Genomic DNA, 24,235 nt, shown 5'->3' with positions numbered 1-24,235 from the left:
CATGCGTAACATCAGGCAACAGATCACTGAGAACCTGATCCCCGTTTTCCGGAGGAAACTGTCGGGTGTCGATGCACTGCCACAACTGGCTGTGCTTGGGCTGTTGTCCGGAATTGTCACCGGGGCGGTGATTCTGTTGTTCCGGCTCGCCATTGAATGGCCGCTGGAACATTTCCTGCCCGGTGCGGGCTCAGAGAACTTCGAGCAACTGGATATTCTGACCAGGGGGCTGCTGCCGCTGGCCGGCGCCGTTGGTCTGGGCATTCTGTTGCACAAACTGTCCATTCACGATCGCAAGGTGGGCATCGTCCACATTATGGAGCGCCTGAACTACCATCAGGGCTACATATCGTTCAAAAGCGCCATGGTTCAGTTTGTTGCCGGGGTTACCACCGTAGTATCCGGCCAGTCGGCTGGCCGGGAGGGCCCTGCGGTGCACCTGGGCGCGGCGTTTTCAAGCCTGTTCGGGCAATGGCTGAGGCTGCCCAACAACAGCATACGAACCCTGGTGGCCTGCGGCTGTGCAGCCGCTATCTCGGCGTCTTTCAACACGCCGATTGCCGGCGTGATCTTCGCCATGGAAGTGGTGATGATGGAGTACACCATTGCCGGCTTTACGCCAATTATTCTGGCGGCGGTCAGTGCCGCCATCATTACCCAGATTGTCTACGGCTCGGAGCCAGCCTTCAGCGTGCCCGCACTGACTATGAACTCTCTGCTGGAAATTCCATGGATCCTCGCGATTGCCGTGATCATCGGAATTGCCGCCGCGGCCTTTATCCATCTGGTGGACAACATGGGGCGCCATCACCACCGGCCGGTACTGCTCCGTATCACGGTGGCTGGCCTGCTGATGGTGCCGTTTGCGATCCTGGTTCCGGAAACCATGGGTATTGGTTACGACACGGTCAGCGAAACCATTCACGGCGAGCTGGGGTTCTGGCTGCTGCTTGGCGTGGGCGTGGCAAAACTGGTGATTACCGGGTTGTCTATCGGGCTTGGTATGCCAAGTGGCGTGATCGGCCCGACCATTTTCATGGGGGCGACCCTTGGCGGAGCGATGGGGCTGATCGGCGCCCAGATCTTCCCCGAGCTGGCATCGTCGGTGGGCTTTTACGCCATGCTGGGCATGGGGGCGATGATGGGGGCGGTGCTACAGGCACCGCTGGCCGCTCTGATGGCCTTGATGGAACTGACTCGAAACCCGAACATCATTCTGCCTGGCATGCTGATCATCACCACCGCCAGCCTGGTGACCAGCGAAGCTTTCGGAAAAAAATCCCTGTTCCTGACCATTCTGAAAAACCAGGGCCTGAGTTACCAGAATTCACCAGTGATCCAGGCGTTAAGACGAGTGTCTGTGGGCGCGATCATGGACCGGAGCATTTTGCGTACGGATCGGGAGCTGACCCCGGATGAAGCCCGCAAGGCACTGAAGTCGGAACCCAAATGGTTGCTGGTCGAGGGCAGCAACGGGCCAACCGCTCTGTTACCGGCAGTGGATCTTGCCCGCTACCTTGAAGACACCGAAAAACAGGTTGCCGAAGAAGGCATCGCACCCCCAGACACCGTCGACCTGATGGAAATCCCGGCCAACCGGCGGGATGTGGCGCCAGTGCAATATCAAGCCACCCTGGAAGAGGCCCTGAACGAATTCGACTCGACCCAGGCTGAGGCGCTGTACGTACAACGCCATGTAGCCCCGATGATTCAGCGGGTTTATGGTGTCGTGCTTCAATCAGACATCGAAAGCTATTACCAATACCGACGGAGTTGATGGATGTTGTGGGTCAAAGCGTTTCATATCATTTCCCTGGTGTGCTGGTTTGCCGGCATTTTCTATCTGCCCAGACTGTTCGTGTACCATGCAGCCTGTGAGGACCAGCCGGGCCGCGAACGCTTCAAGATCATGGAGCGCAAGCTGTACCGGGGCATAACAACACCTTCAATGATCGCCACGGTGGTCTTTGGAATCTGGTTACTCAGTTACAATGTGTCCGGTTATTTCAGCATGGGCTGGATGCACGCCAAACTGGCTCTGGTCGCGCTGCTGGTCGTCTACCATTTCTATTGCGGCCACTTGGTGAAAGTCTTCCGGGATGACAAGAATACCCGCAGCCACGTGTTCTATCGCTGGTTTAACGAGGTTCCGGTATTCATTCTGTTAGCAGTGGTCATTCTGGCTGTTGTAAAACCCTTTTGAGGAGAGCAACCATTAATAGCTACACCCGCCCCCATGTTCTGGTGCTGTCAGGGCTGGACCCCTCCGGTGGTGCTGGCATTCAGGCCGATATCCAGGCGATTACTTCCCTTGGCGGGCACCCCCTGCCAGTGCTGACCTGCCTGACCGTGCAGGACACCAAGAACGTGTATGGCGCCGAGCCTGTCAACGCTGAGCTGATCCGGCAACAACTGCAGTGCCTGGCAGCAGATGTGCCCATCCATGCCATCAAGACCGGCGCCCTGGGCAATGCCGATGTGGTCGATGTGCTGGTGGAGTTTCTCGACAGCCAGCCGGAGTTACCGCTGATTGTCGACCCGGTCATCAAGGCAGCTGGCGGCGGCGATCTTGCCGATGAAGCATTGGTTCAAGCCATGAAAACCCGGCTGTTTCCCAGAGCGGAAATGATCACACCCAACGGTGTTGAACTGGCCCAGTTGGGTGGCAGCGAAGACCCGGACCAGGCCGCGCGAAACCTCATTGACGCCGGCTGTCAATCGGTTCTGGCTACAGGTGGTCACGGCACAGGCATCCACATCATCAACACCCTGTACAACCATGCTCCGGAACCCATGCACTGGGAAGTGGAGCGGGTGGGCGCCAATGAGTTCCACGGCACCGGTTGTACCCTGGCGGCCGCCATCGCGGCCGGGCGCGCCAGCGGGCTATCGGCCAGGGCATCGATATCCCAGGCGCAGAACTACGTTCATCGCGCCCTTCTGCACGCGCTGAACGTAGGCAAGGGTCAACGGGTTCCCGACCGGGGCATTCTGTGGGAACGCTGAACCGGATGCTAAAACCTGGCCTGTATGCCATTACCGATAACGCACTGACCCCGGCAGATCAGCTGATTGCCGCCGTGGAAGCGGCATTGCAGGGCGGAGCGACATTGGTACAGTACCGCGACAAGGTAGGCACCAGTGCCGAGCGATTGCGCGAGGCAACGGAGCTGAACGTTCTGTGCCGCCAGGCCGGCGTGCCCCTGCTGATTAACGATGACCCGGAACTGGCCCTGCGGGTGGGCGCTGCGGGTGTGCACCTGGGCCAGGAAGATTGCACCCTGGCCGACGCCCGGCATGTTCTGGGGCCAGAGGCCGTCATCGGCATTACCTGCCACCATCGGCTGGACCTTGCCCGCAACGCCAAGGCGGCAGGGGCCGACTACCTGGCGTTTGGCCGGTTCTACAGCTCGGCCACCAAACCCGGTGCACCACCTGCAGAAACGACTGTATTGACGGAAGCCAGAGCGCTGGCGCTTCCGATTACCGCGATTGGCGGCATCACCACCGACAACGCCGAAGCCCTGATCCGTGCCGGCGCAGACCTGATTGCGGTAGTGGGAGGTCTGTTTGGTGGCACTCCGGAGGACATCCGGCACAGAGCGGAAACCTTTACCCGGCTGGTGGCCAGGCATCACCCTCTTTTCTCATCTTCAAACTGACAGGAGCTATCCGTGACTCACTCTGAAACGCTATTCGAACAGGCCCAGAAATACATTCCGGGCGGCGTAAATTCACCGGTGCGGGCCTTCCGCGGTGTTGGCGGTACTCCGGTTTTCTTCAAGCATGCCGAAGGCGCTTATCTGTACGACGAAGATGACCGCCGTTACATCGACTTTATCGGCTCCTGGGGCCCGATGATTCTTGGCCACTCAGACCCGCGCATTAAAGCGGCCCTGCACGCCCAGGTGGATCTGGGTGTGGGCTATGGCGCTCCTACGGCCATCGAAACCGAGATGGCGAAAAAGGTGTGTGAACTGGTGCCCTCCATTGAACTGGTGCGCATGGTCAACTCCGGCACCGAAGCCACCATGAGCGCCATTCGCCTGGCCCGTGGCTACACCGGCCGGGACAAGATTGTAAAGTTTGAGGGTTGCTACCACGGCCACGTGGATTCGCTGCTGGTGAAGGCCGGCTCCGGCGCTCTCACCCTGGGCGTACCCAACTCCCCGGGCATTCCCGCCAGCCTGGCCGAACACACCATTACCCTGAACTACAACGACATCGATCAGGTACGTGAGACCTTCAAGGACATCGGCGATCAGGTGGCAGCTATTATTGTCGAACCTGTTGCCGGCAACATGAACTGCATTCCGCCGGTACCTGGGTTCCTGGAAGGGCTGCGGGACGTCTGCGATGAACACGGCACGGTGCTGATTTTTGACGAAGTAATGACCGGCTTCCGGGTGTCACTCGGCGGTGCCCAAGGCTTCTACGGCGTTAAGCCGGACCTGACCGCCCTGGGCAAAGTGATCGGTGGCGGCTTGCCGGTGGGTGCTTTTGGCGGCAAGCGGGAAATCATGGAGCACATTTCTCCACTGGGTCCGGTCTACCAGGCCGGCACCCTGAGCGGCAACCCCCTGGCCATGACCGCGGGCCTGACCACCCTGAATGCCATTTCTGAGCCCGGCTTCCACGACAAGCTGACGGACAAAACCAACAAGGTGCGTGATGGCCTGAAAGCCGCCGCCGACGAAGCCGGCATCCCGCTGACCGTCCAGTCCGCTGGCGCCATGTTCGGCTTTTTCTTCACCGATGAGCCCTCGGTGACCACCTTCGAACAGGTGATGGCGTGCGATGTGGAACGTTTCAAGAAGTTCTTCCAGGGAATGCTGAAGGAAGGCATCTACCTTGCGCCCTCGGCATTCGAAGCGGGCTTTACCACAGCGGCCCTCAGCGATGAGGACATTGAGTTCACCCTGGCCGCAGCCCGGAAAGTCATGGCGACCCTGTAACAGGGTCGTCTTGTCAGCTCTGGCCACCTCGGGCCAGGGCTGATGGTTTTCAGAATACCCCTTCCAGCGATACTGTATAGGTGTGACGACGGTAATCGTACCGGTCAATCCGGCTATTCTGATCCCGGAACAGCCACTGGTTACGCACCAGCCATTGCCGACTGATTGCGTACTCCGCCATCAGCCCGAACTCCCGCCGCACATCCCGGCGCCGCTGAGTGGCCAGTGTGCCTTGTTCGAGCCATTGGTGTGGATCTTCGTAACGACTGTGCCGCACGGCAACCTCCGCCCCTACCGAAAGAGCCGGCCCAACCGGATAAATCGCCTCAACGCCCAGTTCATGATGGACCGGGGATACGCTGGCGAAAAACTCGTCCTGTTGAAAGTCTTTCCGATGATTGCGCTGCCAACGATAGAATGCTTCAACAAGCAGCCAATCAACGTTTTGTTCGGCACGGACTTCAAACTGGTACCACTGGCCATCATAGGCGGCGTAATCCGGGCCACCATTCACCTGATCCGCTGACACCGACCATGAACAGCCGGACAGCCAGTCGGATAACGGGCAAACGCCGGAACGGCCGAACAGGCTCAGGCCTACACGGGTTTCCAGCTCATCATTGCCCAGCCAGGCCCGTGAGGCACCGGCACGCAGGCCAAGTTCCCACTGGTCAAAGCGGCGCACCCCGGCCGCCCGGGCCTGAACCACAGACGTGTCGTCCGCCCGGCCGCGGGTATAATCCTGACCATAAATCACGCCATCCCAGACCACCCGCCAGTGCTCGCTGACCGGCTGGCTCAGAGTGCCCGCCGCCACCAGCTCGGCGAAAAAGCTGCCTCTGTCGCTCGGCGAGTCGTCGGGAACGCCGGCCACATTGCTGTCGTAGCCAAGCCCGGTAGCCAAGTAGCCTTGGGCAATCGATTTCATCGAGGACGAGTCAGAGGGGGCGTCTTCGGCCAGTTTGGCCAGCTGCCGCTGTGCCAGCTCACGGATGGTTTCTGGCGCTTCCTGACGGGCAGATTCCTGAAACCAGCGTTCTGCCTCGGCCGTTCGGCCATCCGCCAGGGCAACCAGACCGAGATTGTAGTGGGCAAGAGCCTGATTTGGCCCCTGCAAAAGCTGGAGAAACAGAGCTTCGGCGGCCGGATAATCACCGGTTTTGTAGTATGTGACCGCCAGGTTGTAGGTCAGGGCCGGGCTGTCGTGACCCAGCTCCCTGGCCGCTTCAAACTGCTGCCGTGCGGCGGGATAATCGCCCTGCTGAAACTGTTCAATGCCAGTGGCCATGGCCTGCTGCGCGGATTGATCCGGCTCGGCAACAACGACAGCGGAGATGGCCAACAGGCCCACAAAACGAAGGGTCTTGAACAACCGAAAACCTCAGGCTCGACATCAACGGAACCGGCCGGGGCAGCCCCGTTCCGGGCGAGCCCTGAGGTTAACACAGATAAAAGATCAGGGACGTGACGATGGTGACGGTAGCTCAGGCCTCAGTTCGTCAAGATCCCGTACAGTTTCCGGCAGACTGTCACGCCCGATATCCGGATTTCCACCCCGGACTTCCCGGGCACGCTCGGAGACCGACTGGCCAAATTCCCGCCCCCGCTCTCTGGCATCCTCTGCCGTTGCCCTGCCGGGCGCCAAGGTATTACCCCGTTCATGGCGGCGCAATCCGGGCAACTCCGGCAGGCGTATTTCCCGAGTCACGGCACCGGTGAGATCTTCGCTGTCGTCCACCATTCTCATGGTCACATCAAGGTCGTCAGCCAGCGCCAAAGGGGCGCTCACTACCAGCACGGCCGCCAGCATCAAGCGGGAAGAGCTGGCCCGCCACCAGGATTCACAAACGCTCATGTTGCAGGCTCCTCGTGATTTGTCCGACTGCCGGAGGCTGCCGGGCCATCATCGTTCGGGTACTAGGGCACCATCGCCCTGAAAACTTTCTGACGACCATTTGCATCGAGTTCGGCAACCAACTCGCCGGCGCCGGGAAACAGAATCGTCAAGGGTAACTCCAGCACATTGTCGCCCTGTACAAGACTCACCTGCCAGCTGACCCGATGCTGACCGGGCAAGCCTGACAACTCTACATGGGGCGGCAGATCCAGTGTCAAGGTAACATCATCCAGGGCTTCACCGGCATTAAAGGCCAGCCGTACTGTCCGTTCCACCGGCGCCATCTCTGACGGAGCCGCCGCTTCTTCGGCCGGGGCCGTGGCTGCCACTTCCGGCTCAAGCGCGGGTTTATCTCCCCCCTGGCCGAGCATCAGACCCAGCACCAGCGCGGCCGCAACGGCACCGCCCCAGGCCACATGAACCTTGTGATTGGAGGCCGGTGCGGGAAGCTGGCCGAACACCCGGTTTTCAAAGCCCGGTGACGCTTCCGGCAGCCTGCAGCGTGAAGCCAATTCGGACATCAGCGAGCGCTCGAACACCTCGTGCTGCTGGCACAGAGCACAACTCTCCAGGTGCGCGCGCACCACCTGCGACTCATCGGCGGGCAGCTGGCCCCGAACATAGTCGGGCAATTGTGATTGGATTTGCCGACAGGACATAGTTATCACCTCAATGTTCCAGACGCCCGGAATCATCATCCGGTTCCATTGCCAACTGAAGATGCTTCCTCAAGGCAGCCCGACTGCGATGCAGCCGGGATTTGACGGTTCCGATGGGCACGCCCAACACTTCCGCCACATCTTCCTGGCGCCAGCCATCCACATCGTGAAGCAACAGCAGGGTGCGCTGGTCCGGCGACATCTGTTCCAGCGCCCGGTCGAGCATTGGGCCAAGCCGCTCTTTGTTTAGCTCCAGCTCGGGCGACTGATCGTCCGACATCTGGCTGTCGAGCCAATCAGACTGACTCTCCGCCTCCATCAATTCGCTCACCGGACGATCGGCCTGGCGCCCCTTCTTTCTGACGGAATCGATGAACTGACGGTACAACACCCGGTTTAACCACGGCCTGAGCTGATCCACGGATTCCAGCTCATCCAGGCGCGGGTAGAGCTTCACCACCACATCCTGCACCAGATCCTCGGCGTCCTGAAGGCTACCGGTTAATCGATAGGCAAAGCTGTGCAACGCCGTCAGGTGCGGCTGCACCAGGCGCTGAAATCGCTTTTGGGCGGATGGGCGAAACGGAAGAATGGCCAAAAAGTACTGCCTGATGACGGTTTACGGAAGCGCGCAGTCTATAACAGCCCTGCCCTTATCGGCGAATTATGACCAACTCATGTGTAAATGTTAATCAAATCGAGGGGAACCCGCAGCGATTCCGGATCGTGAAGTCATTACTGGCGATTGCAACGCCGGATAAACAACGCAACGGATACGAACCGGAGGATTTATGAAGCGTTCAACCCAAGTTTTCGCGGTCTCCGCCCTTGCGGCCGCATTGGCCGCCTGTGGTGGGAGCGGTGACGGCAGCCTCTCTTCTGGGCAAACAGGGACGGTATCCATGGGGCTCACTGATGCTCCCACCATGGATCTAAGCAGCGTGAACGTGGCGTTCAATGCGATCCGGCTCAAACCGGTGGATGGACAGTGGCAGGAGTTCAGCCTGGACGAAGTCGGGATTATTGACCTGCTCACCCTGCAAGGCGGCGTGACCGAGCCTCTGATTACCGACGAGGAAGTACCTGCCGGTGAATATGAGGAAATCCGCCTGATTGTCGATACTGAGCAGTCTTGGGTGACCAAGGAATCCGAAGGTGATGCCCGCTATACCCTGGCGGTGCCCTCCGGCGAGCAAAGCGGCCTGAAACTCAAAGGCAGCTTTGTTGTTGCCGCCGACACCAGCCAGAGCTTCACCATCGATTTTGATGTTCGCAAATCCATTGTGAACCCTCCCGGAAAGGCGCTGGCGGATTACATGCTCAAGCCGGTACTTCGCCTGGTCAACAACCTGGAGGTGGGTGAGCTGACTGGCGAGGTGGATTACGCCACTATCCTGCAAGCTCGCAATGAAGACCCGGAGCAGCTCGACTGCAGCCCGAACTATGAAGGTGCAGTCTATGTCTACGAGGGTGAGATTGACGAGCCGGTAGATCTGAACGTCGAGCGAGACGGCCTCAATCCGCTGATGGTGGTGCCGGTCAACGAGCAGGAAGATGGCAACCTGTATGAGTGGACCGCCGCCTTCCTCACCGAGGGCACCTACACCATCAGCTACAGCTGCCAGCTGGATGATAACGAAACCGACGACGAGATCGAGTTTGAGGGTACCCAGACCCTCGACGTCATCGCCGGCGAAACCACTGTGGCTGACCCCATCCCGCTGCAGCCTTAATAGCGCTGCATTGACGCAAAGGCCAGGGACGGCCTTTGCTCTCCTGACATTCTCCTATCACAAAGCCCCGGCACGGGCCTCAGCCTGATCGGCCCCGGCCACATTACCCCTGGCCCGGCGAATATCCGCCAGCAGCAACCAACCCGAGCGCTGCATCCTCGAATCGTTACCCGCCAGCGACAGACCTTTCAGCGTGAACTGTTCTGCCGCCCCCAGATTGTCACCAGACACATAGGCTTCCGCCAGCTTGAAATAAACCTCTGAGGAACGCGGCGCTATGCGTTGTGCCCGCTCCAGGCGGGCGATAGCGCCGGCAGAGTCCCCCTGCGCCAGGCGCTGGTCGGCGTCACGAATCAGGCTGACCGCTGCGGCCGGCAGTTCGTCACCGGACTCCCGATAACTGGGCGAGCGGGTAGCGGGCGCCTCCGGCTCACTCACCTCGGGCTGCTCGCTCTTGCGCCATACCCGGGGCTCAGACTCTTCTTGCGGTTCCGCGGTTCTTGGCGGTTCCGGCGCACTCGAGCGATCGTCGCCGCCCATAGGTACGTAGATAGAGCCACCCCCGGGGCCGCTGGCGCAACCTGCAAGACCCAGCGCCATGGCCAGGCAACCGGCGCGGGTAATCGTTGTTTTATTCATCGGAACAATCCTTCAAACCAACTGCGTATTTGCCGGCCGAACTGCCCTTCGCAGTCCAGGCGCTGCCGGGGCTCACTGCCGGCGATAAATGGCACCAGACGGGCATCCTCACACCGCTCTCCCGTCAATGCCTGTTCGCGGGCATTGACCCAATGATACTGGACACCGTCCGGCATGACCGGTGAAAAGCCATGCTGTGGCAACTGCGCCATCATTGCAGACCACACCGGCAAGGCGCCAGAGGCGCCGGTCAATACCGTGGGGCCGTTATCGTCACGCCCCACCCAGGCCACCGCCAGATAATCACCACTGAACCCGGCAAACCAGGAGTCCCGGCCCTGATCGGTTGTGCCGGTCTTTCCCGCCAATGTCAGGCGATCAGGCAGGGTGAGGTATGCAGAGCGGCCCGTCCCCTCCTGCATGGTTTCCTGCATGGCGTACTGCACCAGGTGCACAGCAGCGGGATCGGCAACCCGGTCGACCTTCAGGCTGTAGCGAGACAAAGGCTCGTTGCGGGCATCGGTCACTTCCCGAATGGTCCGCAAGGGTGTGTTGAAGCCCGAGGTAGCCAGCCCCTGGTAGAGCTGGGCCACTTCCGCCGGCGTCAACGACATCGAGCCAAGCAGCAGCGAGGGATAGTCCGAAATCGGTGTGGTCACCCCAAATGCCCTCAACACTTTCTGCACGCGCGGGATGCCGACATCCAGCCCGACACGCACTGCCGGGAGGTTGTAGGATCGGGACAGGGCCAGGTGCAGGGGCACTTCGCCACGCTCCTCACCATCAAAGTTCTTGGGCTGCCACAACCGGCCGTCGTCAAACTCCAGGGTAAACGCGCGATCCTGTACCGGCGTAATCAAGGTATACCGGTCGGCCTGCTCCAGAGCTGCCAGGTAGGTAAACGGTTTGATCAGCGAGCCAATCGGCCGGCGGGCGTCCACCGCACGGTTGAAACCGGCAAACTCCGGGTCTTTTCCGCCCACCAGCGCCAACACCTCGCCGGTGTCCTTGGCGGTGACCACCAGGGCCGCCTCAAGAGCCTCGCGGGTCTCACCGCGGGCCAGCCGGGGCAGAGTATCGCGAATCGCCTTTTCTGACGCATCCTGAACCGCTGGGTCCAGGGTGGTGAAGATGCGCAAACCCTCGCTTTGCAGGTCTTCTTCACGGTAATCGCGCCCCAGGTGCCGGCGCACCAAGTCAATGTACGCCGGGTAACGGTTGTCGGTATAGGACGGCCGGGCGCTCACACCCAGGGGCTGGCCGATAGCGCGAGTAGCGTCATCAGCGCTGATTAGCCCGGCCTCGGCCATTTCCGACAGCACCAGGTCTCGCCGAGCCTTGGCGCGCTCCGGGTGTCGGCGCGGATTGTAGTAACTGGGGCCTTTGACCATACCGATCAACAGGGCAATCTGATGAACGTCCAGATCTTTCAGGGGCTCCCCAAAGAAAAACTGGCTGGCCAGGCCAAAGCCGTTGATGCTGCGGTTGCCTGCCTGGCCAAGGTAGACCTCGTTCAGATAGGTTTCCAGAATGTCGTCTTTCTCGTAATGCCATTCCAGCAGGATCGACATCAAGGCTTCATTGCCCTTGCGTACCAGGGTCTGGTCGCGGGTCAGGAAAAAGTTCTTCACCAACTGCTGGGTCAGGGTACTGCCGCCCTGCACAATCTGCCCGGCTTTAACGTTGGCCAGCATGGCCCGGGCAATAGACAGCGGCGCAACGCCGTAATGATCGTAAAACTGTCGATCCTCAATAGCCATCAGGCCAAGGGGCAACAGTTCCGGTACTTCATCCAGCCGAACCAGCACCCGGTCCTCCCGGTGGGAGGGGTAGATACCGCCGATCTGGGCCGGTTCCAGCCGGACAATCGGGGAATCCGGGCCGGCGACCACCGAAAACGACTGAACACGGTCTCCCGACACCACCAATGACAATCGGCGCCTGGGCTCTTCACCATCGGGGAACCTGAAACCACGAGCGCTGATCATAAACCGCCCGCCATTTCGCTGATAAGTCCCGGCCCGAACGCCATCTCCGGCCCGGTAGCCGGCCAATTCCAGCTCCCGGGCAAGGCCTGCCGCGCTTACGCTCGCGCCATCATAAAGCTCCAACGGCCGGGCGTAGACACGGGACGGCACTTCAAAACGGCGGCCCTCAAAACGGGAGGTTACAACCGCATCCAGGTACACCATCCAGCCGGCCAGAAGCACCAGGCCCAGGGCCCCGACACGAAACATGAAACGCCAGAAACCGCTGCGTTTGGCCGCTGGCCTGGATTTGGACGATTTTTTACGGGGGGAACGAGATTTGGTCATGGCCGGATTATAACGAAGCGGGCGACCCCTTCGGCAGGTCTGTTGTGTGTTATTTCTGTAATCCGCCCGTTATAGTAGGCCAATCAGAACAGAGCGATAAAAATCAATGAGTTCAGGGAACCAGGAGCACACCGTGAGCGCGACCCCATCGGAAACACTGATCAAGGCACTGCAAAACCCGGCACTGTATGACCACCCGGTACAGGGCTTCCAGGTCATTGAAACCCATATTTCACAGGTGTTACTGACCGGCAGCTACGCCTACAAGATCAAAAAACCGATGGATTTCGGCTTTCTGGACTTCTCCACCCTGGCGCGCCGCAAGCACTTCTGCGAGGAAGAACTCCGACTCAACAGCCGCCTGGCCTCGGAACTGTACCAGGACGTTTTTCCCATTACCGGCACACCGGAGCAACCTGTTATCGGCGGCGAGGGAGAAGCCTTTGAATACGCCATCCGCATGCGCCAGTTCGACCAGGACCAGCTGTTCGACAAGCGCCAGGAGCGCGGTGACCTGCCACCGGAGATGCTCACCAACCTGTCCCGCCAGGTAGCGCAGTTCCACGATAGCTTGCCTGCCGTTGCCGAAGATAAACCCCTGGGCACCCCGGAAGCGGTGTACGCCGCGATGCAGGAAAACTTCGACCAGATTCGCCCGATGCTGGACGACAACACCCTGCTGCTGCAGCTGGACAATCTGGAAGAATGGACCCGGACCACCTTCGAGCGGCACCGGGAGCTGATTGCCAGCCGCAGGGCCAAGGGCATGGTGCGGGAATGCCATGGCGACTTGCACCTGGCCAATATTACGGTGTTCAACGATCAGGTCACGGTGTTCGACTGCATCGAATTCAATGAGCCGTTCCGCTGGATTGATGTCATCAACGATCTGGCGTTTCTGCTGATGGACCTGGAATCCCGCCGTGAACCGCTGCTGGCCAACCTGGTACTGAACAGCTATCTGGAATACCGGGGCGATTTCGAAGCCTTGGCGCTGCTCCCGCTCTACAAGGCTTACCGGGCGATGGTCCGGGCCAAGATTGCCTTGTTCACCATGGCTAACCCCAGCCTGGGCGAGGGCGAAAAAGCCGGCCTGATGCAACGCTACCGGGATTACGCCCAGTTGGCGGAAGATTACGGCGAGATCCCCAACCATTACCTGCTGGCCACCACCGGGCTTTCAGCCAGCGGCAAAACCTGCGTCAGTGCCGCCATGGCCGGCGAGCTGAACCTGATCAGGCTACGCTCAGATGTTGAGCGCAAGCGGTTGCACGGCCTTGGACCGCTGGACGACAGCAAATCTGGCGTTGGCACGGACCTGTACAGCCCGGAAGTCACCGAACAGACTTACCAGCACCTCGCCGATCTGGCCCAGGACCTGCTGGCCTCCGGGCTTTCTGTCATCGTGGATGCCGCCTGCCTGAAAGAACGCGAACGCACCCTCTTTGCCAAGGTGGCCGAGGCCCAGGGCGTGCCCTTTGCGCTGCTGCACTGCGAGGCCCCGGAACAGCTAAGGCGGGAGTGGGTGCGCAAACGCAAAGGCGATGCCTCGGAAGCCACCGAAGACCTGCTGGATGCACAGCAACGCTGGTTCGAGCCACTGACGGTGGAGGAGAAAACCCACACCGTGCACCTGCATACCGACCAGGAGCATGTAGCAGAAGCAGTTGCAGACCGAATTCGGCAGCACTTTGGCTTGCCACCGAGCCAAAGCGTCTAAACTTACCTGCGTACGCTTGGCATCATTCCATTCGAGGTGTGAGATGGACGACATTCAGGAACACGAACTGCATCAGATTGATCACCCGCTGTATGACATACTGCGCAGCGAAGACATCAAGGCGTTCAATGCCGAGAAAGCAAAACTGAGCGACCTGCCCAGTTTTGCCCATGGCGACTTCCGGGGCCTGGATTTACGCGGCCTCGACGCCAAGGGGCTGGATTTGCGCCACGCTTACTTCCGGGGCGCCGACCTGCGCGGCATCGACTTTTCCAAATCCCGGATGGAGGGTGCCAGCATCGCCAGCGCCAAGATCTCCGGCTGCTATTTCCCCCATCGCCTGGAGGCCGATGAAATCGTGATGTCACTGAACCACGGCACCCGCATGCGATACGCCCTGCTGCCAAAATGACGGAACAGAACCATCCCTGGGAGACCGTTTGCCCGGCAACGGAACTGGTTCCAGGTCGGTTTATTGAATTCCGGCTGAAACAGAAAGCCCGTGAACCGGAAGGCATGCCCCTGACCGGTTTTGTGTTTCTGGATGGTAGCGAGCCGAAAGCCTACCTGAACATCTGCCCGCACCTGGGCATCGAACTGAACTGGATGCCGGGCAAATTCATGGACGCCGACAACCTGTTTATCCAATGCTCTACCCACGGCGCGTTGTTCAAGCCCGGCACCGGTGAATGCATTGCGGGCCCTTGCCAGGGCGATGCCTTGACCGCCCTGGAGGTACGCCAGAACGGTGACCAGATCGAAATCAGGCTTGGAGACTGACCGGCACCGCTTCGGTCAGGTCCAGCCCGCCTCCCGGGTTGCCATCCGGTCCCGACAGCGCGGCGCGATAAGCCAGCACCTCGACCCCGGCGGCCTTCGCCTGGCGTAACAACTCGCCATAGTGGGCATCAATATGATCCGCCGGGCGCACCCTTTCGATTCCTGTGTGGTTAACCACAAAGAAGAGTACCGCCCGGTCGCCTTTTGCAACCTGCGCCATCAGTTCCCGAAGGTGCTTCTGGCCCCTTTCGGTCACCGCATCCGGGAAATAGCCGCTTGAACCGTCCGCCAGCGTGACATTCTTCACCTCAACCCAGGCGTCTGGCCGCGCCGGATGGCCCGACAACAACAAATCTATCCGGCTTTTCTCATCACCGTAACGCACTTCTGCCCGGCACTCTGTGTAACCGGCCAGCTCCGGTACCCGCCCGGCTTCAATGGCCTCCCGTGCCTGGGCGTTGGGACGGGCGGTATTCACGCAGGCAAATACCGCCGGGGCGGTTTCCACCAGCTCCCAGGTGTACTTCAACTTGCGCTTGGGATTATCGCTACGGCTCAGCCAGACCCTGGCGTTATCGGGCTGGCAGCCCAGCATGGAGCCGGTGTTCGGGCAGTGGGCCGTTACCTCCTCGCCATCGGGCAATCGCACATCGGCAAGGAAGCGTTTGTAGCGGCGAATCAGCCGCCCTTCCACCAAAGGTTCAGCAAACTTCATGTGATCTCCGCAAAAAGTCGTTGTCACAAGGCTGGCCACCCTGAGACTAATCTGCTATTTTCCGCAAATTCCCGTTTCAGGACGAATGCTTTTATCCAGGGTTAAACCGCGCAGCAACCGTGCTGGCGCGGCGGAAGCAAAGCGTTCTTGTAGTAGTACAAACAAGAGGCCGGGTTCAATGGCAAACACTGCAGAACAACCACGCGAACGTTTTACCAATTTCACCCCTTATGAAATGAAAAAGGGTGAAGACTACATGAGTGCTGACATGCTGCAGCACTTCAAAAATCTGCTCCTGCAATGGAAACAGGAGCTGATGGAAGAAGTGGACCGCACCATGCACCACATGCAGGAAGACGCCGCAAATTACGCGGATCCCAGTGACCGTGCAACCCAGGAAGAAGAATTCAGCCTGGAGCTGCGCACCCGGGATCGCGAGCGCAAGCTGATCAAAAAGATTGACCAGACCATCGACCGCATCGACAAAGACGACTACGGCTTCTGCGATCAGTGCGGCGTGGAGATCGGCATTCGTCGCCTGGAAGCTCGCCCGACGGCCACACTGTGCATCGACTGCAAAACCCTGGCGGAAATCCGCGAGCGCCAGACTGGCATCTGAGCCCCACCGATAGCCGGCCGCATGAGCAGCCGGCTTACTGAGTCTCTATGGAGCAACCACGGTACCGTGGGCGTTTTGCCCCTTCCCCGACAGGACCGCTGCATTTCGGCTCCCTTGTAACCGCCCTGGCCAGTTGGCTGGAAGCCCGCACCGCCGGTGGCGACTGGCTGGTTCGTATCGAAGACCTGGACCCGCTACGGGAGCCCCCCGAGGCCACCGGCCAGATTCTCTATTCCCTGGATTGCCACGGGCTGTTTCCCGACGAACCGGTACGATTTCAATCCCGGCGCCACGACGCCTACCAGGCTGCCATTGGCCAGCTTCTGGCGCGGCATCAAGCCTATCGTTGCCGGTGCTCCCGAAAACTGCTCCAAAAACACGGCGGTTATCATCCGGACCACTGCCGAGATGGCCATCCAGCACCTGGAGATACCCCCTACGCTATTCGATTTGCCCTGACCGACGAACTCAGCCACTGGCAGGACCTGCTGCTGGGCGATCAGCAACAGAAAGTAGCGGCAGAACTGGACGACCCGGTGCTACTGCGTAAGGAGGGCTTCTATGCCTACCAACTGGCGGTGGTGGTGGACGATATCGACCAGAACATCAGCCACGTGGTGCGGGGCTCCGACTTACTGGACATGACCGCGCAGCAGCAACAGATTTTCCGTGCTCTTGGCGCCCAGCCACCGCAGTGGCTGCATATTCCCGTCATCGTGAACGATCAGGGCCAGAAGCTGAGCAAACAGACCCATGCTCCGGCGCTGGATGACCAACAGCCCGCAGCCAACCTGGTCAACGCACTGGCAGCCCTGGGCCAACAGCCGCCGTCCGCGCTTCTGAACGCAACGGTGGACGATGTGCTCGCCTGGGGCCGGGAAAACTGGCGCCGGCACGCTATCCCCCTGACATCCCGGCAGGCCCGTGGTATAACCCCAAACACACACTTGCGTCCGGACCACTGAGCCGATGTATATCTACCGCCTGGTCTTTTTGCTGGTACTGGCCATTTATATTTTTTCTCCCAACATTCTGGACTGGTGGACCTCACCAGATAACGCCTGGTACAGCCCCTACGTGATCTGGGGAGGCCTGATTGCCATCGGCTTCTGGCTCGAATGGCGGCGAGACCCAAATGAGTTTTAGCGCCAGCGGCCTGCTACTGGCCAGCCTCCTGTACCTGATTCTGTTGTTCGGCATTGCCTGGAGTACCGAGCGGGGCACTCTGCTGCGCCAGTGGGTACGGCATCCTCTGGTTTATACCCTCAGCCTTGGCGTCTACGCCGGCATCTGGGCAGTCTACGGCGCCATCGGCATGGCCGCGGAATCCGGTTACGGCTTTCTGGCTTACTATCTGGGTATCTCCGGGGCCTTTCTGCTGGCACCGGTGTTGCTGAACCCGATCTTGCGCATCGGCCGCGCTTATCAACTGACGTCCCTGGCTGACCTGTTTGCCTATCGTTATCGCAGCCAGTGGGCCGGCACCCTGGTGACACTCTGCTCAGCCGCCGCCATTCTGGCGCTGCTGAGCATGCAGATTCAGGCTGTTGCGGTATCGGCGTCCCTGCTCGCGCCTGACACCTCACCCAAAGCCATCAGTGTGATGTTCAGCCTGATCGTCGTGCTGTTCACCATGCTCTTTGGCGCACGCCGGCACCAGAGCTCTGGCAACCATCAGGGGCTGGTGCTGGCCATCGCCTTTGACTCCCTGGTCAAGGTGGTTGCCCTGCTGGTGCTGGGTGGTGTGGTGTTATTCGGTGTGTTCGGCGGCACCGACGGGCTTGAAGAATGGTTGGCCCAGGCCTCACACCCCGAGGCAACCATGACCATGGCGATCAATGACGGCAGCTGGCGGGCCCTGCTGCTGATGTCGTTTGCCGCCGCGCTGGTCCTGCCGCACATGTACCATATGACCTTCAGCGAGAACCCATCGCCAAGAGCCCTGGCGAAAGCCAGCTGGGGCCTGCCCCTGTATCTGCTGCTGCTTGGCCTGCCTGTGCCCCTGATTGTCTGGGCCGGTCAGGCCCTGGGTGTTGTTGTGCCCCAGGCGTTTTTCAGTATCGGGGTGGCCCAGGCACTGGAGAGCCCAGCGCTAACACTGTTGATGTATATCGCAGGGCTTTCCGCCGCCAGCGGACTGATGATCGTCAGCACCCTGGCGCTGTCGGGTATGGTTCTGAACCATGTTGTGCTGCCCCTGAAAACCCCCAAAGACCAGGGCGACATCTATCAGTGGCTGCAGTGGGTAAAACGCCTGCTCATTGCCGTTATCCTGTTTCTGGCGCTGCTATTCCACGAAACCATTGGCCAGAACCTGGACCTGTCCATCCTCGGAGCAATCTCGCTCTCCGGCACCTTGCAGCTGCTACCAGGCGCCCTCGGCGTTATCTACTGGCCGGAGGGCAACCGGCGCGGCCTGATCGCCGGACTGCTGACCGGCCTGGCCATCTGGATGACCACCCTGGTGCTGCCGTTTTCCTACGCCGCCGACCTGCTGTCCTGGCTGGACCTTCCGGTCACTCCGGGTTATGACAACTGGCATCTGTTCACGTTCATCAGCCTGACGGCCAACATTTCGGTGTTTGCACTGGTCTCCATCCTGAGCCCCGCGTCTCCGGAAGAAACCAGCGCGGCACAGGCCTGCTCCCTGGGTGCGCTGTCTCGCCCACAGCGTAGGGAACTGCTGGCAACATCTTCCAACGACTTCGTTCAACACCTGACCGACCCGCTGGGCCCGACCGTGGCCCGGCGGGAAGTGGAGCGCGCACTGGGGCAATTAAAGCTGCCCAACGTGGAGTTTCGCCCCTACCAGCTCAGGCGCCTGCGGGATCAGGTTGAAATCAACCTGTCGGGCTTGCTGGGCCCTGCCGTGGCCCGGGATATTGTCAAACGCCATCTGGGCTTCAAACCCCTGACCCACGGCGGCACCGGCCAGGACATCCGCTACGTGGAACGGGCGCTGGGCGACTACCAGAACCAGCTCACCGGCCTGGCGGGGGAGCTCGACAACTTGCGGCGCCACTACCGGCAGACCCTGCAGAACCTGCCGATACCCGCCTGCTCTGTCGGTGAGGATGGCGAAATCCTGATGTGGAACCACGCCATCGAATCGCTCACCGGCATTTCTGCCGACGAGGTGGTCGGCGCCAAACTCATGGCTCTGCCGGAGCACTGGCATACCCTGCTGGACGACTTCAACCGGGGCGACGACCTGCACCGTTACAAACACCGGCTGGACCTGCGCGGCAAGCCCCACTGGCTGAACCTTCATAAGGCCGCCCTGAGCGGGCCAGACCATCCAGAGGGTGGCTCTATCATTCTGGTGGAAGACCAGACCGAAACCCGGTTGCTGGAAGACGAGCTGATGCACAGTGAACGGCTGGCCTCCGTGGGCCGACTGGCCGCAGGTGTTGCCCACGAGATTGGCAACCCGGTCACCGGTATTTCGTCGTTGGCCCAGAACCTGAAACTGGAAACCGACGACCCGTCCATCCTGGAAACCGCAGACCAGATACAGCAGCAAACCCGACGCATCTCCGCCATTCTGCAGTCACTGATGAACTTTGCCCGAACGGGCAACCACGCCCATGCCAACCGCTATGAGCCGGTCAGTATCCACCGCTGCGTGGAAGAATCCATCAACCTGTTGTCGCTGAGTGACAAGGGTATGGGCATCCGGTACATGAATGAGTGCCCGGCAAACCTGCAGATACTGGGGGATGAGCAACGCCTGGTGCAGGTCTTCGTCAACCTGCTGGCCAACGCCCGTGATGCCTCGCCAGACGGCGGCACCATTCGGGTCAGTGGAAAGGGCGATGGCTACTCCGCTATCATCGAAGTGATTGACGAAGGCACCGGCATTCCCGCTGACCAGCTGGACCATATCTTTGAACCGTTTTACACCACCAAAGCACCGAACAAAGGCACGGGCCTTGGGCTTTCGCTGGTGTACAGCATTGTTGAAGAACACTATGGCAACGTACAAGTGGAAAGCCCGGCCGATACCGAACGCCAGCTGGGAACCTGTGTGAGGTTACGCCTGCCCGCCTACGAGCCAGACACCGATACCGGCAACAGCACCCCGAACGAAAGGTCGTGAACGCGATATGCCCCGTATTCTGATAGTTGAAGATGAAGACATTATCCGCTCCGCGGTCCGCAAGCTTCTACAGCACGCCGGTTACGAGGTGGCGGATGCCGTCTCCGTTGAGGAAGCGGACAACCTGGAACCGGACGGCTTTGACCTGATCATCACAGATCTGCGCCTGCCCGGCGCGGCGGGTACCGAGATGATCAACCGGGCGCCCAACACCCCGGTGCTGATCATGACCAGCTATGCCAGCCTGCGCTCCGCCGTGGATTCCATGAAACTCGGCGCCGTGGACTACATCGCCAAGCCCTTTGATCACGATGAAATGCTCGCAGCCGTGGAGAACATCCTGGCCCGCCAGAGTACGCAGCCTGCTGAGCCCGGCAGTGGCGAGAGCACCGGGCAGCACCAGGCGACCGAATCCGACCCGGCAGCCATCATGTACGGCCAGTGCGAGCCCATGCAGAAGGTGTTCACGCTGATTCGCAAGGTGGCCCCGACCGAAACCACCGTCCTGATACAGGGCGAGTCCGGCACCGGTAAGGAGTTGGCGGCCAGAGCCCTGCATCTGCTCAGCCCCCGGGCTACCAAGCCGCTGATTTCAGTAAACTGCGCCGCCATCCCCGAAAGCCTGATTGAATCGGAGTTGTTCGGCCATGAGAAAGGCGCCTTCACCGGCGCCGTATCCGCCCGTACCGGTCTGATTGAAGCCGCCGATGGCGGCAGCCTGTTCCTTGATGAGATAGGAGAACTGCCAGCGGAAGCCCAGGCCCGGCTACTGCGGGTGCTGCAGGAAAGCGAGATCCGCAAGGTCGGCTCCACCCAGAGCCGGAAAGTCGATGTGCGCATGATTGCCGCAACCCACCGCAACCTGAAAGCAATGACCCGCACCGGAGAATTCCGGGAAGACCTGTATTACCGGCTTAACGTAATGCAAATCCGAATTCCGCCCCTGCGAGAACGCCGGTCAGACATTCTGGGCCTGGCCCGCCGTTTCCTTAAGCGGCAGGCAGAGAAGCTCGGACGGCCGGAGCTCAGTCTCAGCCCGGAGGCCATGCAGGCGCTGGAGCGGTGCCGCTGGCCAGGTAACGTGCGGGAGCTGGAAAATGCCATCGAACGGGCCTCCATTCTCACGGACGGAGACATCATCACCCCCTCAGTGCTGGACCTCGATAACGAGGGCAGTGACGAATACATTCCCGAAACCCTGGTAGAAGGCAACAACGAGCAGACCCGCACCCGCGAGCCGGACTCCGCCAACGACCTGTCTCTGGAAGACTACTTTCAGCATTTTGTGCTGGAGAACCAGGACCGGATGAGCGAAACCGAGCTGGCCCAGAAACTGGGCATCAGCCGGAAATCTCTGTGGGAACGGCGCCAGCGTTTGGGTATTCCCCGCAAGAAAAGTTCCTGAACAAAGAAATGAATCCAAAATCATTTGTTACCAGGCGTTCCCCAAGGTAACACTTCCGGCTCAGGTTACGTGAGACAGGTAACACTTTAGACGTATACGGGGTAACACTTATTTCTCACAAAAACATAACCCTCTGTTAATTAAAGATTTTTAAAAACTGGCACAGCCTTCGCACTCTTATTAGCGCACAACAACAAAAACAAAAGTGACAACGCAGCGGCAAAACAAAAACAAAAAGCTGCATGAGCATCCAGCAACAAAAACAAAAACAGGATGCAAGCGAACTGAGTGTTTTGGGTACTTTGCTTTTTAGTGGTCCCCAGGCATGTGCGAGTTGTAGATGTAGAGAAGAATCGCTCCAGAAGCGGCACTGCACCTACCAACATAGCCCGCATTTTGCTCCTGACCGCTCTATGTATTCAAAGCTTTCCGTTTGCGTTATTTGATGTCCTTACTGTTGGGACAGCACGGTGGGGTAAAAAAATCAAAAAGAATCCCGGCAACAACAAAAACAATGCAGATCGTCAACGCTTTCAGGGCGGGTTCGTGAAAACGGATCCGCCTTTTGATTATCTGACCCACAGACCCACCCTCACCGCCCCAACCCCTGAACAAAAATCACCTTTTCTATTTCCGTTTCTGCCTAAACATGTGCAATTCCTGCGCAAACCGTTAAAATCCCCGTCTTTGCGCATCGCAATCACGGAATTTCATGCCTAAACGACTTGTAGAAAAACTACGCTCCTTCATTCCCGGCAACGGGAAAAAGAAAGCCCGACGCTACCAGCGGCAGGAGATCCCCCGGGATCAGCACACCGTGTCCCGCTCGATGATCAGCGAGCCCGCACGAAAAGTCCTGCATCGGCTCAACAAAGCCGGCTATGAAGCTTATCTGGTGGGTGGCGGCGTGCGCGACATCCTCCTGGGCGGACAGCCAAAGGATTTCGACATTGCCACCGACGCTACCCCTGAGGAAGTTCACGACCTGTTCCGGAATTCCCGACTGATCGGGCGCCGGTTCCGGATTGTGCACGTGGTATTCGGCCGGGAAATCATCGAGGTGACCACTTTCAGGGGCAACGCCCGGGACACCGAAGATGAACCGGCAGCCGACGAGCACAGAACCAGTGAGCATGGCCTGCTGTTGCGCGACAATGTCTACGGCAACCAGGAAGAAGACGCCCTGCGCCGTGACTTCACCATCAACGCGCTTTACTACTGCATCCGCAACTTCACCATCATCGACTACGCCAACGGCGTTGACGATCTGAAAAATCGCCAGATCCGCCTGATCGGTGACCCGGAAACCCGCTACCGTGAAGACCCGGTTCGCATGCTTCGCGCCATCCGCTTTGCCGCCAAACTGGGTTTCGAGATTGAACCGGACACCGAAGCTCCCATCCGGGAACTGGCGCCACTGCTGACTCACATCCCATCGGCCCGGCTATTTGATGAAGTGCTCAAGCTGTTCTCGGCGGGCCATGGCGAAGCTACCTACGACTTGCTCAGCGAGTACGGGCTACTGGCGCCCTTGTTCCCGGAAACCGCCAAGGCCATCGACGCCGGGGAATCCGACGAACTCATTCGCCAGGCACTGCGCAATACCGACGCCCGGATTGCCCAGGGCAAATCCGTCACTCCTTACTTCCTGTTTGCCGCCATGCTCTGGCCGGCCCTACAAGTGGAATGGCGCCGCCGCCAGGATAATGGCGACCCGGTGCAGCCCGCCCTTCATGGCGCCATCGGCAAAGTCATTGGCCGGCAGGTGCAGGCCACGGCCATTCCGAAACGCTTCTCAGGCCCGATGAAAGAGATCTGGGAAATGCAGATGCGCCTGCCCAGGCGCCAGGGCAAGCGGGCTTTTGGCACGCTGACCCACCCGCGCTTCCGGGCTGCGTACGATTTCCTGCTGGTACGTGAATCCGCCGGCGAGATCGAACCGGGCCTCGGCGACTGGTGGACGGAATTCCAGCGCCTGGATGAACGCGGGCAGGAAAAAATGCTGTCGGAACTGGGCTCCGCCAGCACCCCGCGTAAACGGCGCCGCAAACGCAGCCCGGTCAAAAGGCCACCGCAAGCATGACGGTAGTGGCCTATGTTGGGCTGGGCAGCAATCTGGAAGACCCAACTGCACAGCTGGCACGCGCGGTTGCCGAACTGGCCAGCCTGCCCAACACCTCCCTGATGGCACAGTCTGCCTTCTATGCCAGCCGGCCGGTTGGCCCTCAGGATCAACCGGACTTCGTGAATGGCGCCGTGCAACTGTCCACGGAGCTGTCGCCACACCAGCTACTGGATCATCTTCAAGCCATCGAACAGGCTCATGGCCGGGAGCGACTGCGCCACTGGGGGCCCCGAACCCTGGACCTTGACCTGCTGCTTTACGGCAACGACAGCATCCACGACGAACGACTGACCGTACCCCATGCCGAGCTGGCCAACCGGGACTTCGTGCTGCAGCCCCTGCTCGATCTGAATCCCGAGCTGGTGCTGCCCGATGGCCGAAGCATTGAAACACTGCGACAAGCATGCCCGGACAACCAGCTTCGATTATTGCCCCCAAAGGCCGGAAGTCACTGACCCCAAGCCAGACTCCCATGCTACTCTTGTGTCAGATATACCCCGGCATTAATCTATCGCTCTGAGCTCGGACGACCCCGAGCCAGAACCGGCCCATCCACCCAAAAGGCAAGGATCTT

Annotated in this window: 24 protein-coding genes; 17 read left to right on the top strand and 7 right to left on the bottom strand. The window is 59.9% G+C overall.

Annotated elements, in window-relative coordinates; all coding sequences use genetic code 11:
* Nucleotide 1: 1 nt before the first annotated feature.
* From ACNSOI_RS02905 to hemL, 5 genes are read left to right on the top strand one after another with little or no spacing between them, the layout of a single operon-like run.
* A complete protein-coding gene (locus ACNSOI_RS02905) occupies nt 2–1,777 on the top strand; it encodes a chloride channel protein (protein WP_061333555.1) in 1,776 nt (591 codons plus the stop codon).
* A 3-nt stretch (nt 1,778–1,780) separates the two neighbouring features.
* Nucleotides 1,781–2,203 (top strand): protoporphyrinogen oxidase HemJ, encoded by a 423-nt coding sequence (hemJ, locus tag ACNSOI_RS02900; RefSeq protein ID WP_061333554.1) that lies wholly within the window; start codon nt 1,781–1,783, stop codon nt 2,201–2,203.
* On the top strand, nt 2,200–3,006 hold the full coding sequence (gene thiD / locus ACNSOI_RS02895) for a bifunctional hydroxymethylpyrimidine kinase/phosphomethylpyrimidine kinase (RefSeq protein ID WP_420195109.1): 807 nt from the start codon (nt 2,200–2,202) through the stop codon (nt 3,004–3,006). The genes hemJ and thiD overlap by 4 nt, the downstream gene beginning before the upstream one ends.
* Before the next feature lie 5 nt (nt 3,007–3,011).
* Nucleotides 3,012–3,662 (top strand): thiamine phosphate synthase, encoded by a 651-nt coding sequence (thiE, locus tag ACNSOI_RS02890; protein ID WP_420195108.1) that lies wholly within the window; start codon nt 3,012–3,014, stop codon nt 3,660–3,662.
* A gap of 12 nt (nt 3,663–3,674) precedes the next feature.
* Nucleotides 3,675–4,955: a glutamate-1-semialdehyde 2,1-aminomutase gene (hemL, locus tag ACNSOI_RS02885; protein WP_420195107.1), complete on the top strand. Its 1,281-nt coding sequence runs from the start codon at nt 3,675–3,677 to the stop codon at nt 4,953–4,955.
* 49 nt (nt 4,956–5,004) lie between these two features.
* On the opposite strand, the gene ACNSOI_RS02880 is transcribed toward hemL, so the two are convergent.
* The 4 genes from ACNSOI_RS02880 to ACNSOI_RS02865 form a co-directional block, all read right to left on the bottom strand.
* Nucleotides 5,005–6,327, bottom strand: a complete 1,323-nt coding sequence (locus ACNSOI_RS02880) for a tetratricopeptide repeat protein (RefSeq protein WP_420195106.1) — start codon at nt 6,325–6,327, stop codon at nt 5,005–5,007.
* A gap of 84 nt (nt 6,328–6,411) precedes the next feature.
* Nucleotides 6,412–6,810 (bottom strand): hypothetical protein, encoded by a 399-nt coding sequence (locus ACNSOI_RS02875; protein WP_420195105.1) that lies wholly within the window; start codon nt 6,808–6,810, stop codon nt 6,412–6,414.
* Nucleotides 6,811–6,872: 62 nt separating this feature from the next.
* Nucleotides 6,873–7,511, bottom strand: coding sequence for an anti-sigma factor family protein (locus ACNSOI_RS02870; protein ID WP_420195104.1), 639 nt, complete (start codon nt 7,509–7,511; stop codon nt 6,873–6,875).
* Nucleotides 7,512–7,521: 10 nt separating this feature from the next.
* Entirely contained in the window at nt 7,522–8,109 is a 588-nt protein-coding gene (locus ACNSOI_RS02865) for an RNA polymerase sigma factor (RefSeq protein ID WP_106694490.1), read from the bottom strand.
* A gap of 193 nt (nt 8,110–8,302) precedes the next feature.
* On the opposite strand from ACNSOI_RS02865, the gene ACNSOI_RS02860 reads away from it, so the two are divergent.
* Nucleotides 8,303–9,244 (top strand): DUF4382 domain-containing protein, encoded by a 942-nt coding sequence (locus ACNSOI_RS02860; protein ID WP_374787675.1) that lies wholly within the window; start codon nt 8,303–8,305, stop codon nt 9,242–9,244.
* 57 nt (nt 9,245–9,301) lie between these two features.
* Here ACNSOI_RS02860 and ACNSOI_RS02855 read toward each other — a convergent pair whose 3' ends face one another.
* Both ACNSOI_RS02855 and mrcB read right to left on the bottom strand, forming a co-directional pair.
* A complete protein-coding gene (locus ACNSOI_RS02855; protein WP_286253630.1) occupies nt 9,302–9,883 on the bottom strand; it encodes a tetratricopeptide repeat protein in 582 nt (193 codons plus the stop codon).
* Nucleotides 9,880–12,198 (bottom strand): penicillin-binding protein 1B, encoded by a 2,319-nt coding sequence (gene mrcB, locus ACNSOI_RS02850; RefSeq protein ID WP_420195103.1) that lies wholly within the window; start codon nt 12,196–12,198, stop codon nt 9,880–9,882. Before mrcB ends, ACNSOI_RS02855 begins: the two co-directional genes overlap by 4 nt.
* A 133-nt stretch (nt 12,199–12,331) precedes the next feature.
* Here mrcB and ACNSOI_RS02845 point away from each other — a divergent pair, with 133 nt between their 5' ends.
* The 3 genes from ACNSOI_RS02845 to ACNSOI_RS02835 are packed head-to-tail and all read left to right on the top strand — an operon-like array spanning nt 12,332 to nt 14,698.
* On the top strand, nt 12,332–13,918 hold the full coding sequence (locus tag ACNSOI_RS02845; RefSeq protein ID WP_420195102.1) for an AAA family ATPase: 1,587 nt from the start codon (nt 12,332–12,334) through the stop codon (nt 13,916–13,918).
* A 43-nt stretch (nt 13,919–13,961) separates the two neighbouring features.
* On the top strand, nt 13,962–14,330 hold the full coding sequence (locus ACNSOI_RS02840) for a pentapeptide repeat-containing protein (RefSeq protein ID WP_061333546.1): 369 nt from the start codon (nt 13,962–13,964) through the stop codon (nt 14,328–14,330).
* On the top strand, nt 14,327–14,698 hold the full coding sequence (locus ACNSOI_RS02835; RefSeq protein WP_286253625.1) for a Rieske (2Fe-2S) protein: 372 nt from the start codon (nt 14,327–14,329) through the stop codon (nt 14,696–14,698). Before ACNSOI_RS02840 ends, ACNSOI_RS02835 begins: the two co-directional genes overlap by 4 nt.
* Here ACNSOI_RS02835 and sfsA read toward each other — a convergent pair.
* The gene (gene sfsA / locus ACNSOI_RS02830; protein WP_286253623.1) at nt 14,682–15,413 is read right to left on the bottom strand and encodes a DNA/RNA nuclease SfsA; all 732 of its coding nucleotides are present in this window, start codon (nt 15,411–15,413) and stop codon (nt 14,682–14,684) included. The genes ACNSOI_RS02835 and sfsA overlap by 17 nt on opposite strands.
* Before the next feature lie 178 nt (nt 15,414–15,591).
* Here sfsA and dksA point away from each other — a divergent pair, with 178 nt between their 5' ends.
* The 8 genes from dksA (at nt 15,592) to folK (ending at nt 24,116) form a co-directional block, all read left to right on the top strand.
* A complete protein-coding gene (dksA, locus tag ACNSOI_RS02825) occupies nt 15,592–16,032 on the top strand; it encodes an RNA polymerase-binding protein DksA (protein WP_058090703.1) in 441 nt (146 codons plus the stop codon).
* A gap of 47 nt (nt 16,033–16,079) precedes the next feature.
* Nucleotides 16,080–16,997: a tRNA glutamyl-Q(34) synthetase GluQRS gene (gluQRS, locus tag ACNSOI_RS02820; protein ID WP_420195101.1), complete on the top strand. Its 918-nt coding sequence runs from the start codon at nt 16,080–16,082 to the stop codon at nt 16,995–16,997.
* 4 nt (nt 16,998–17,001) lie between these two features.
* Nucleotides 17,002–17,178, top strand: a complete 177-nt coding sequence (locus tag ACNSOI_RS02815) for a hypothetical protein (protein ID WP_058090701.1) — start codon at nt 17,002–17,004, stop codon at nt 17,176–17,178.
* The gene (locus tag ACNSOI_RS02810; RefSeq protein WP_420195100.1) at nt 17,168–20,131 is read left to right on the top strand and encodes an ATP-binding protein; all 2,964 of its coding nucleotides are present in this window, start codon (nt 17,168–17,170) and stop codon (nt 20,129–20,131) included. Before ACNSOI_RS02815 ends, ACNSOI_RS02810 begins: the two co-directional genes overlap by 11 nt.
* Nucleotides 20,132–20,138: 7 nt before the next feature.
* On the top strand, nt 20,139–21,536 hold the full coding sequence (locus ACNSOI_RS02805; RefSeq protein WP_152437239.1) for a sigma-54-dependent transcriptional regulator: 1,398 nt from the start codon (nt 20,139–20,141) through the stop codon (nt 21,534–21,536).
* A gap of 288 nt (nt 21,537–21,824) precedes the next feature.
* Nucleotides 21,825–22,256 carry a hypothetical protein gene (locus tag ACNSOI_RS02800; protein ID WP_420195099.1) on the top strand — a complete coding sequence of 144 codons (432 nt, stop codon included), beginning with the start codon at nt 21,825–21,827 and terminating at the stop codon, nt 22,254–22,256.
* Nucleotides 22,249–23,619: a polynucleotide adenylyltransferase PcnB gene (gene pcnB, locus ACNSOI_RS02795; RefSeq protein WP_152437238.1), complete on the top strand. Its 1,371-nt coding sequence runs from the start codon at nt 22,249–22,251 to the stop codon at nt 23,617–23,619. The genes ACNSOI_RS02800 and pcnB overlap by 8 nt, the downstream gene beginning before the upstream one ends.
* A complete protein-coding gene (folK, locus tag ACNSOI_RS02790; protein WP_152437237.1) occupies nt 23,616–24,116 on the top strand; it encodes a 2-amino-4-hydroxy-6-hydroxymethyldihydropteridine diphosphokinase in 501 nt (166 codons plus the stop codon). Before pcnB ends, folK begins: the two co-directional genes overlap by 4 nt.
* The last annotated feature ends 119 nt before the right edge of the window (nt 24,117–24,235 follow it).

The organism is Marinobacter sp. GH_1 (genome assembly GCF_048595985.1).
Lineage (GTDB): Bacteria > Pseudomonadota > Gammaproteobacteria > Pseudomonadales > Oleiphilaceae > Marinobacter > Marinobacter shengliensis.
This window is presented reverse-complemented; position numbering and strand designations above follow the sequence as displayed.

What these genes read in the sequence shown, in the direction of transcription:
- ACNSOI_RS02905 (WP_061333555.1), top strand. Translation starts at nt 2, where the DNA reads ATGCGTAACATCAGGCAACAGATCACTGAGAACCTGATCCCCGTTTTC.
- hemJ (WP_061333554.1), top strand. Translation starts at nt 1,781, where the DNA reads ATGTTGTGGGTCAAAGCGTTTCATATCATTTCCCTGGTGTGCTGGTTT.
- thiE (WP_420195108.1), top strand. Translation starts at nt 3,012, where the DNA reads ATGCTAAAACCTGGCCTGTATGCCATTACCGATAACGCACTGACCCCG.
- ACNSOI_RS02875 (WP_420195105.1), bottom strand. Translation starts at nt 6,810, where the DNA reads ATGAGCGTTTGTGAATCCTGGTGGCGGGCCAGCTCTTCCCGCTTGATG.
- ACNSOI_RS02870 (WP_420195104.1), bottom strand. Translation starts at nt 7,511, where the DNA reads ATGTCCTGTCGGCAAATCCAATCACAATTGCCCGACTATGTTCGGGGC.
- ACNSOI_RS02860 (WP_374787675.1), top strand. Translation starts at nt 8,303, where the DNA reads ATGAAGCGTTCAACCCAAGTTTTCGCGGTCTCCGCCCTTGCGGCCGCA.
- ACNSOI_RS02855 (WP_286253630.1), bottom strand. Translation starts at nt 9,883, where the DNA reads ATGAATAAAACAACGATTACCCGCGCCGGTTGCCTGGCCATGGCGCTG.
- mrcB (WP_420195103.1), bottom strand. Translation starts at nt 12,198, where the DNA reads ATGACCAAATCTCGTTCCCCCCGTAAAAAATCGTCCAAATCCAGGCCA.
- ACNSOI_RS02840 (WP_061333546.1), top strand. Translation starts at nt 13,962, where the DNA reads ATGGACGACATTCAGGAACACGAACTGCATCAGATTGATCACCCGCTG.
- ACNSOI_RS02835 (WP_286253625.1), top strand. Translation starts at nt 14,327, where the DNA reads ATGACGGAACAGAACCATCCCTGGGAGACCGTTTGCCCGGCAACGGAA.
- sfsA (WP_286253623.1), bottom strand. Translation starts at nt 15,413, where the DNA reads ATGAAGTTTGCTGAACCTTTGGTGGAAGGGCGGCTGATTCGCCGCTAC.
- dksA (WP_058090703.1), top strand. Translation starts at nt 15,592, where the DNA reads ATGGCAAACACTGCAGAACAACCACGCGAACGTTTTACCAATTTCACC.
- gluQRS (WP_420195101.1), top strand. Translation starts at nt 16,080, where the DNA reads ATGGAGCAACCACGGTACCGTGGGCGTTTTGCCCCTTCCCCGACAGGA.
- ACNSOI_RS02815 (WP_058090701.1), top strand. Translation starts at nt 17,002, where the DNA reads ATGTATATCTACCGCCTGGTCTTTTTGCTGGTACTGGCCATTTATATT.
- ACNSOI_RS02810 (WP_420195100.1), top strand. Translation starts at nt 17,168, where the DNA reads ATGAGTTTTAGCGCCAGCGGCCTGCTACTGGCCAGCCTCCTGTACCTG.
- ACNSOI_RS02805 (WP_152437239.1), top strand. Translation starts at nt 20,139, where the DNA reads ATGCCCCGTATTCTGATAGTTGAAGATGAAGACATTATCCGCTCCGCG.
- pcnB (WP_152437238.1), top strand. Translation starts at nt 22,249, where the DNA reads ATGCCTAAACGACTTGTAGAAAAACTACGCTCCTTCATTCCCGGCAAC.
- folK (WP_152437237.1), top strand. Translation starts at nt 23,616, where the DNA reads ATGACGGTAGTGGCCTATGTTGGGCTGGGCAGCAATCTGGAAGACCCA.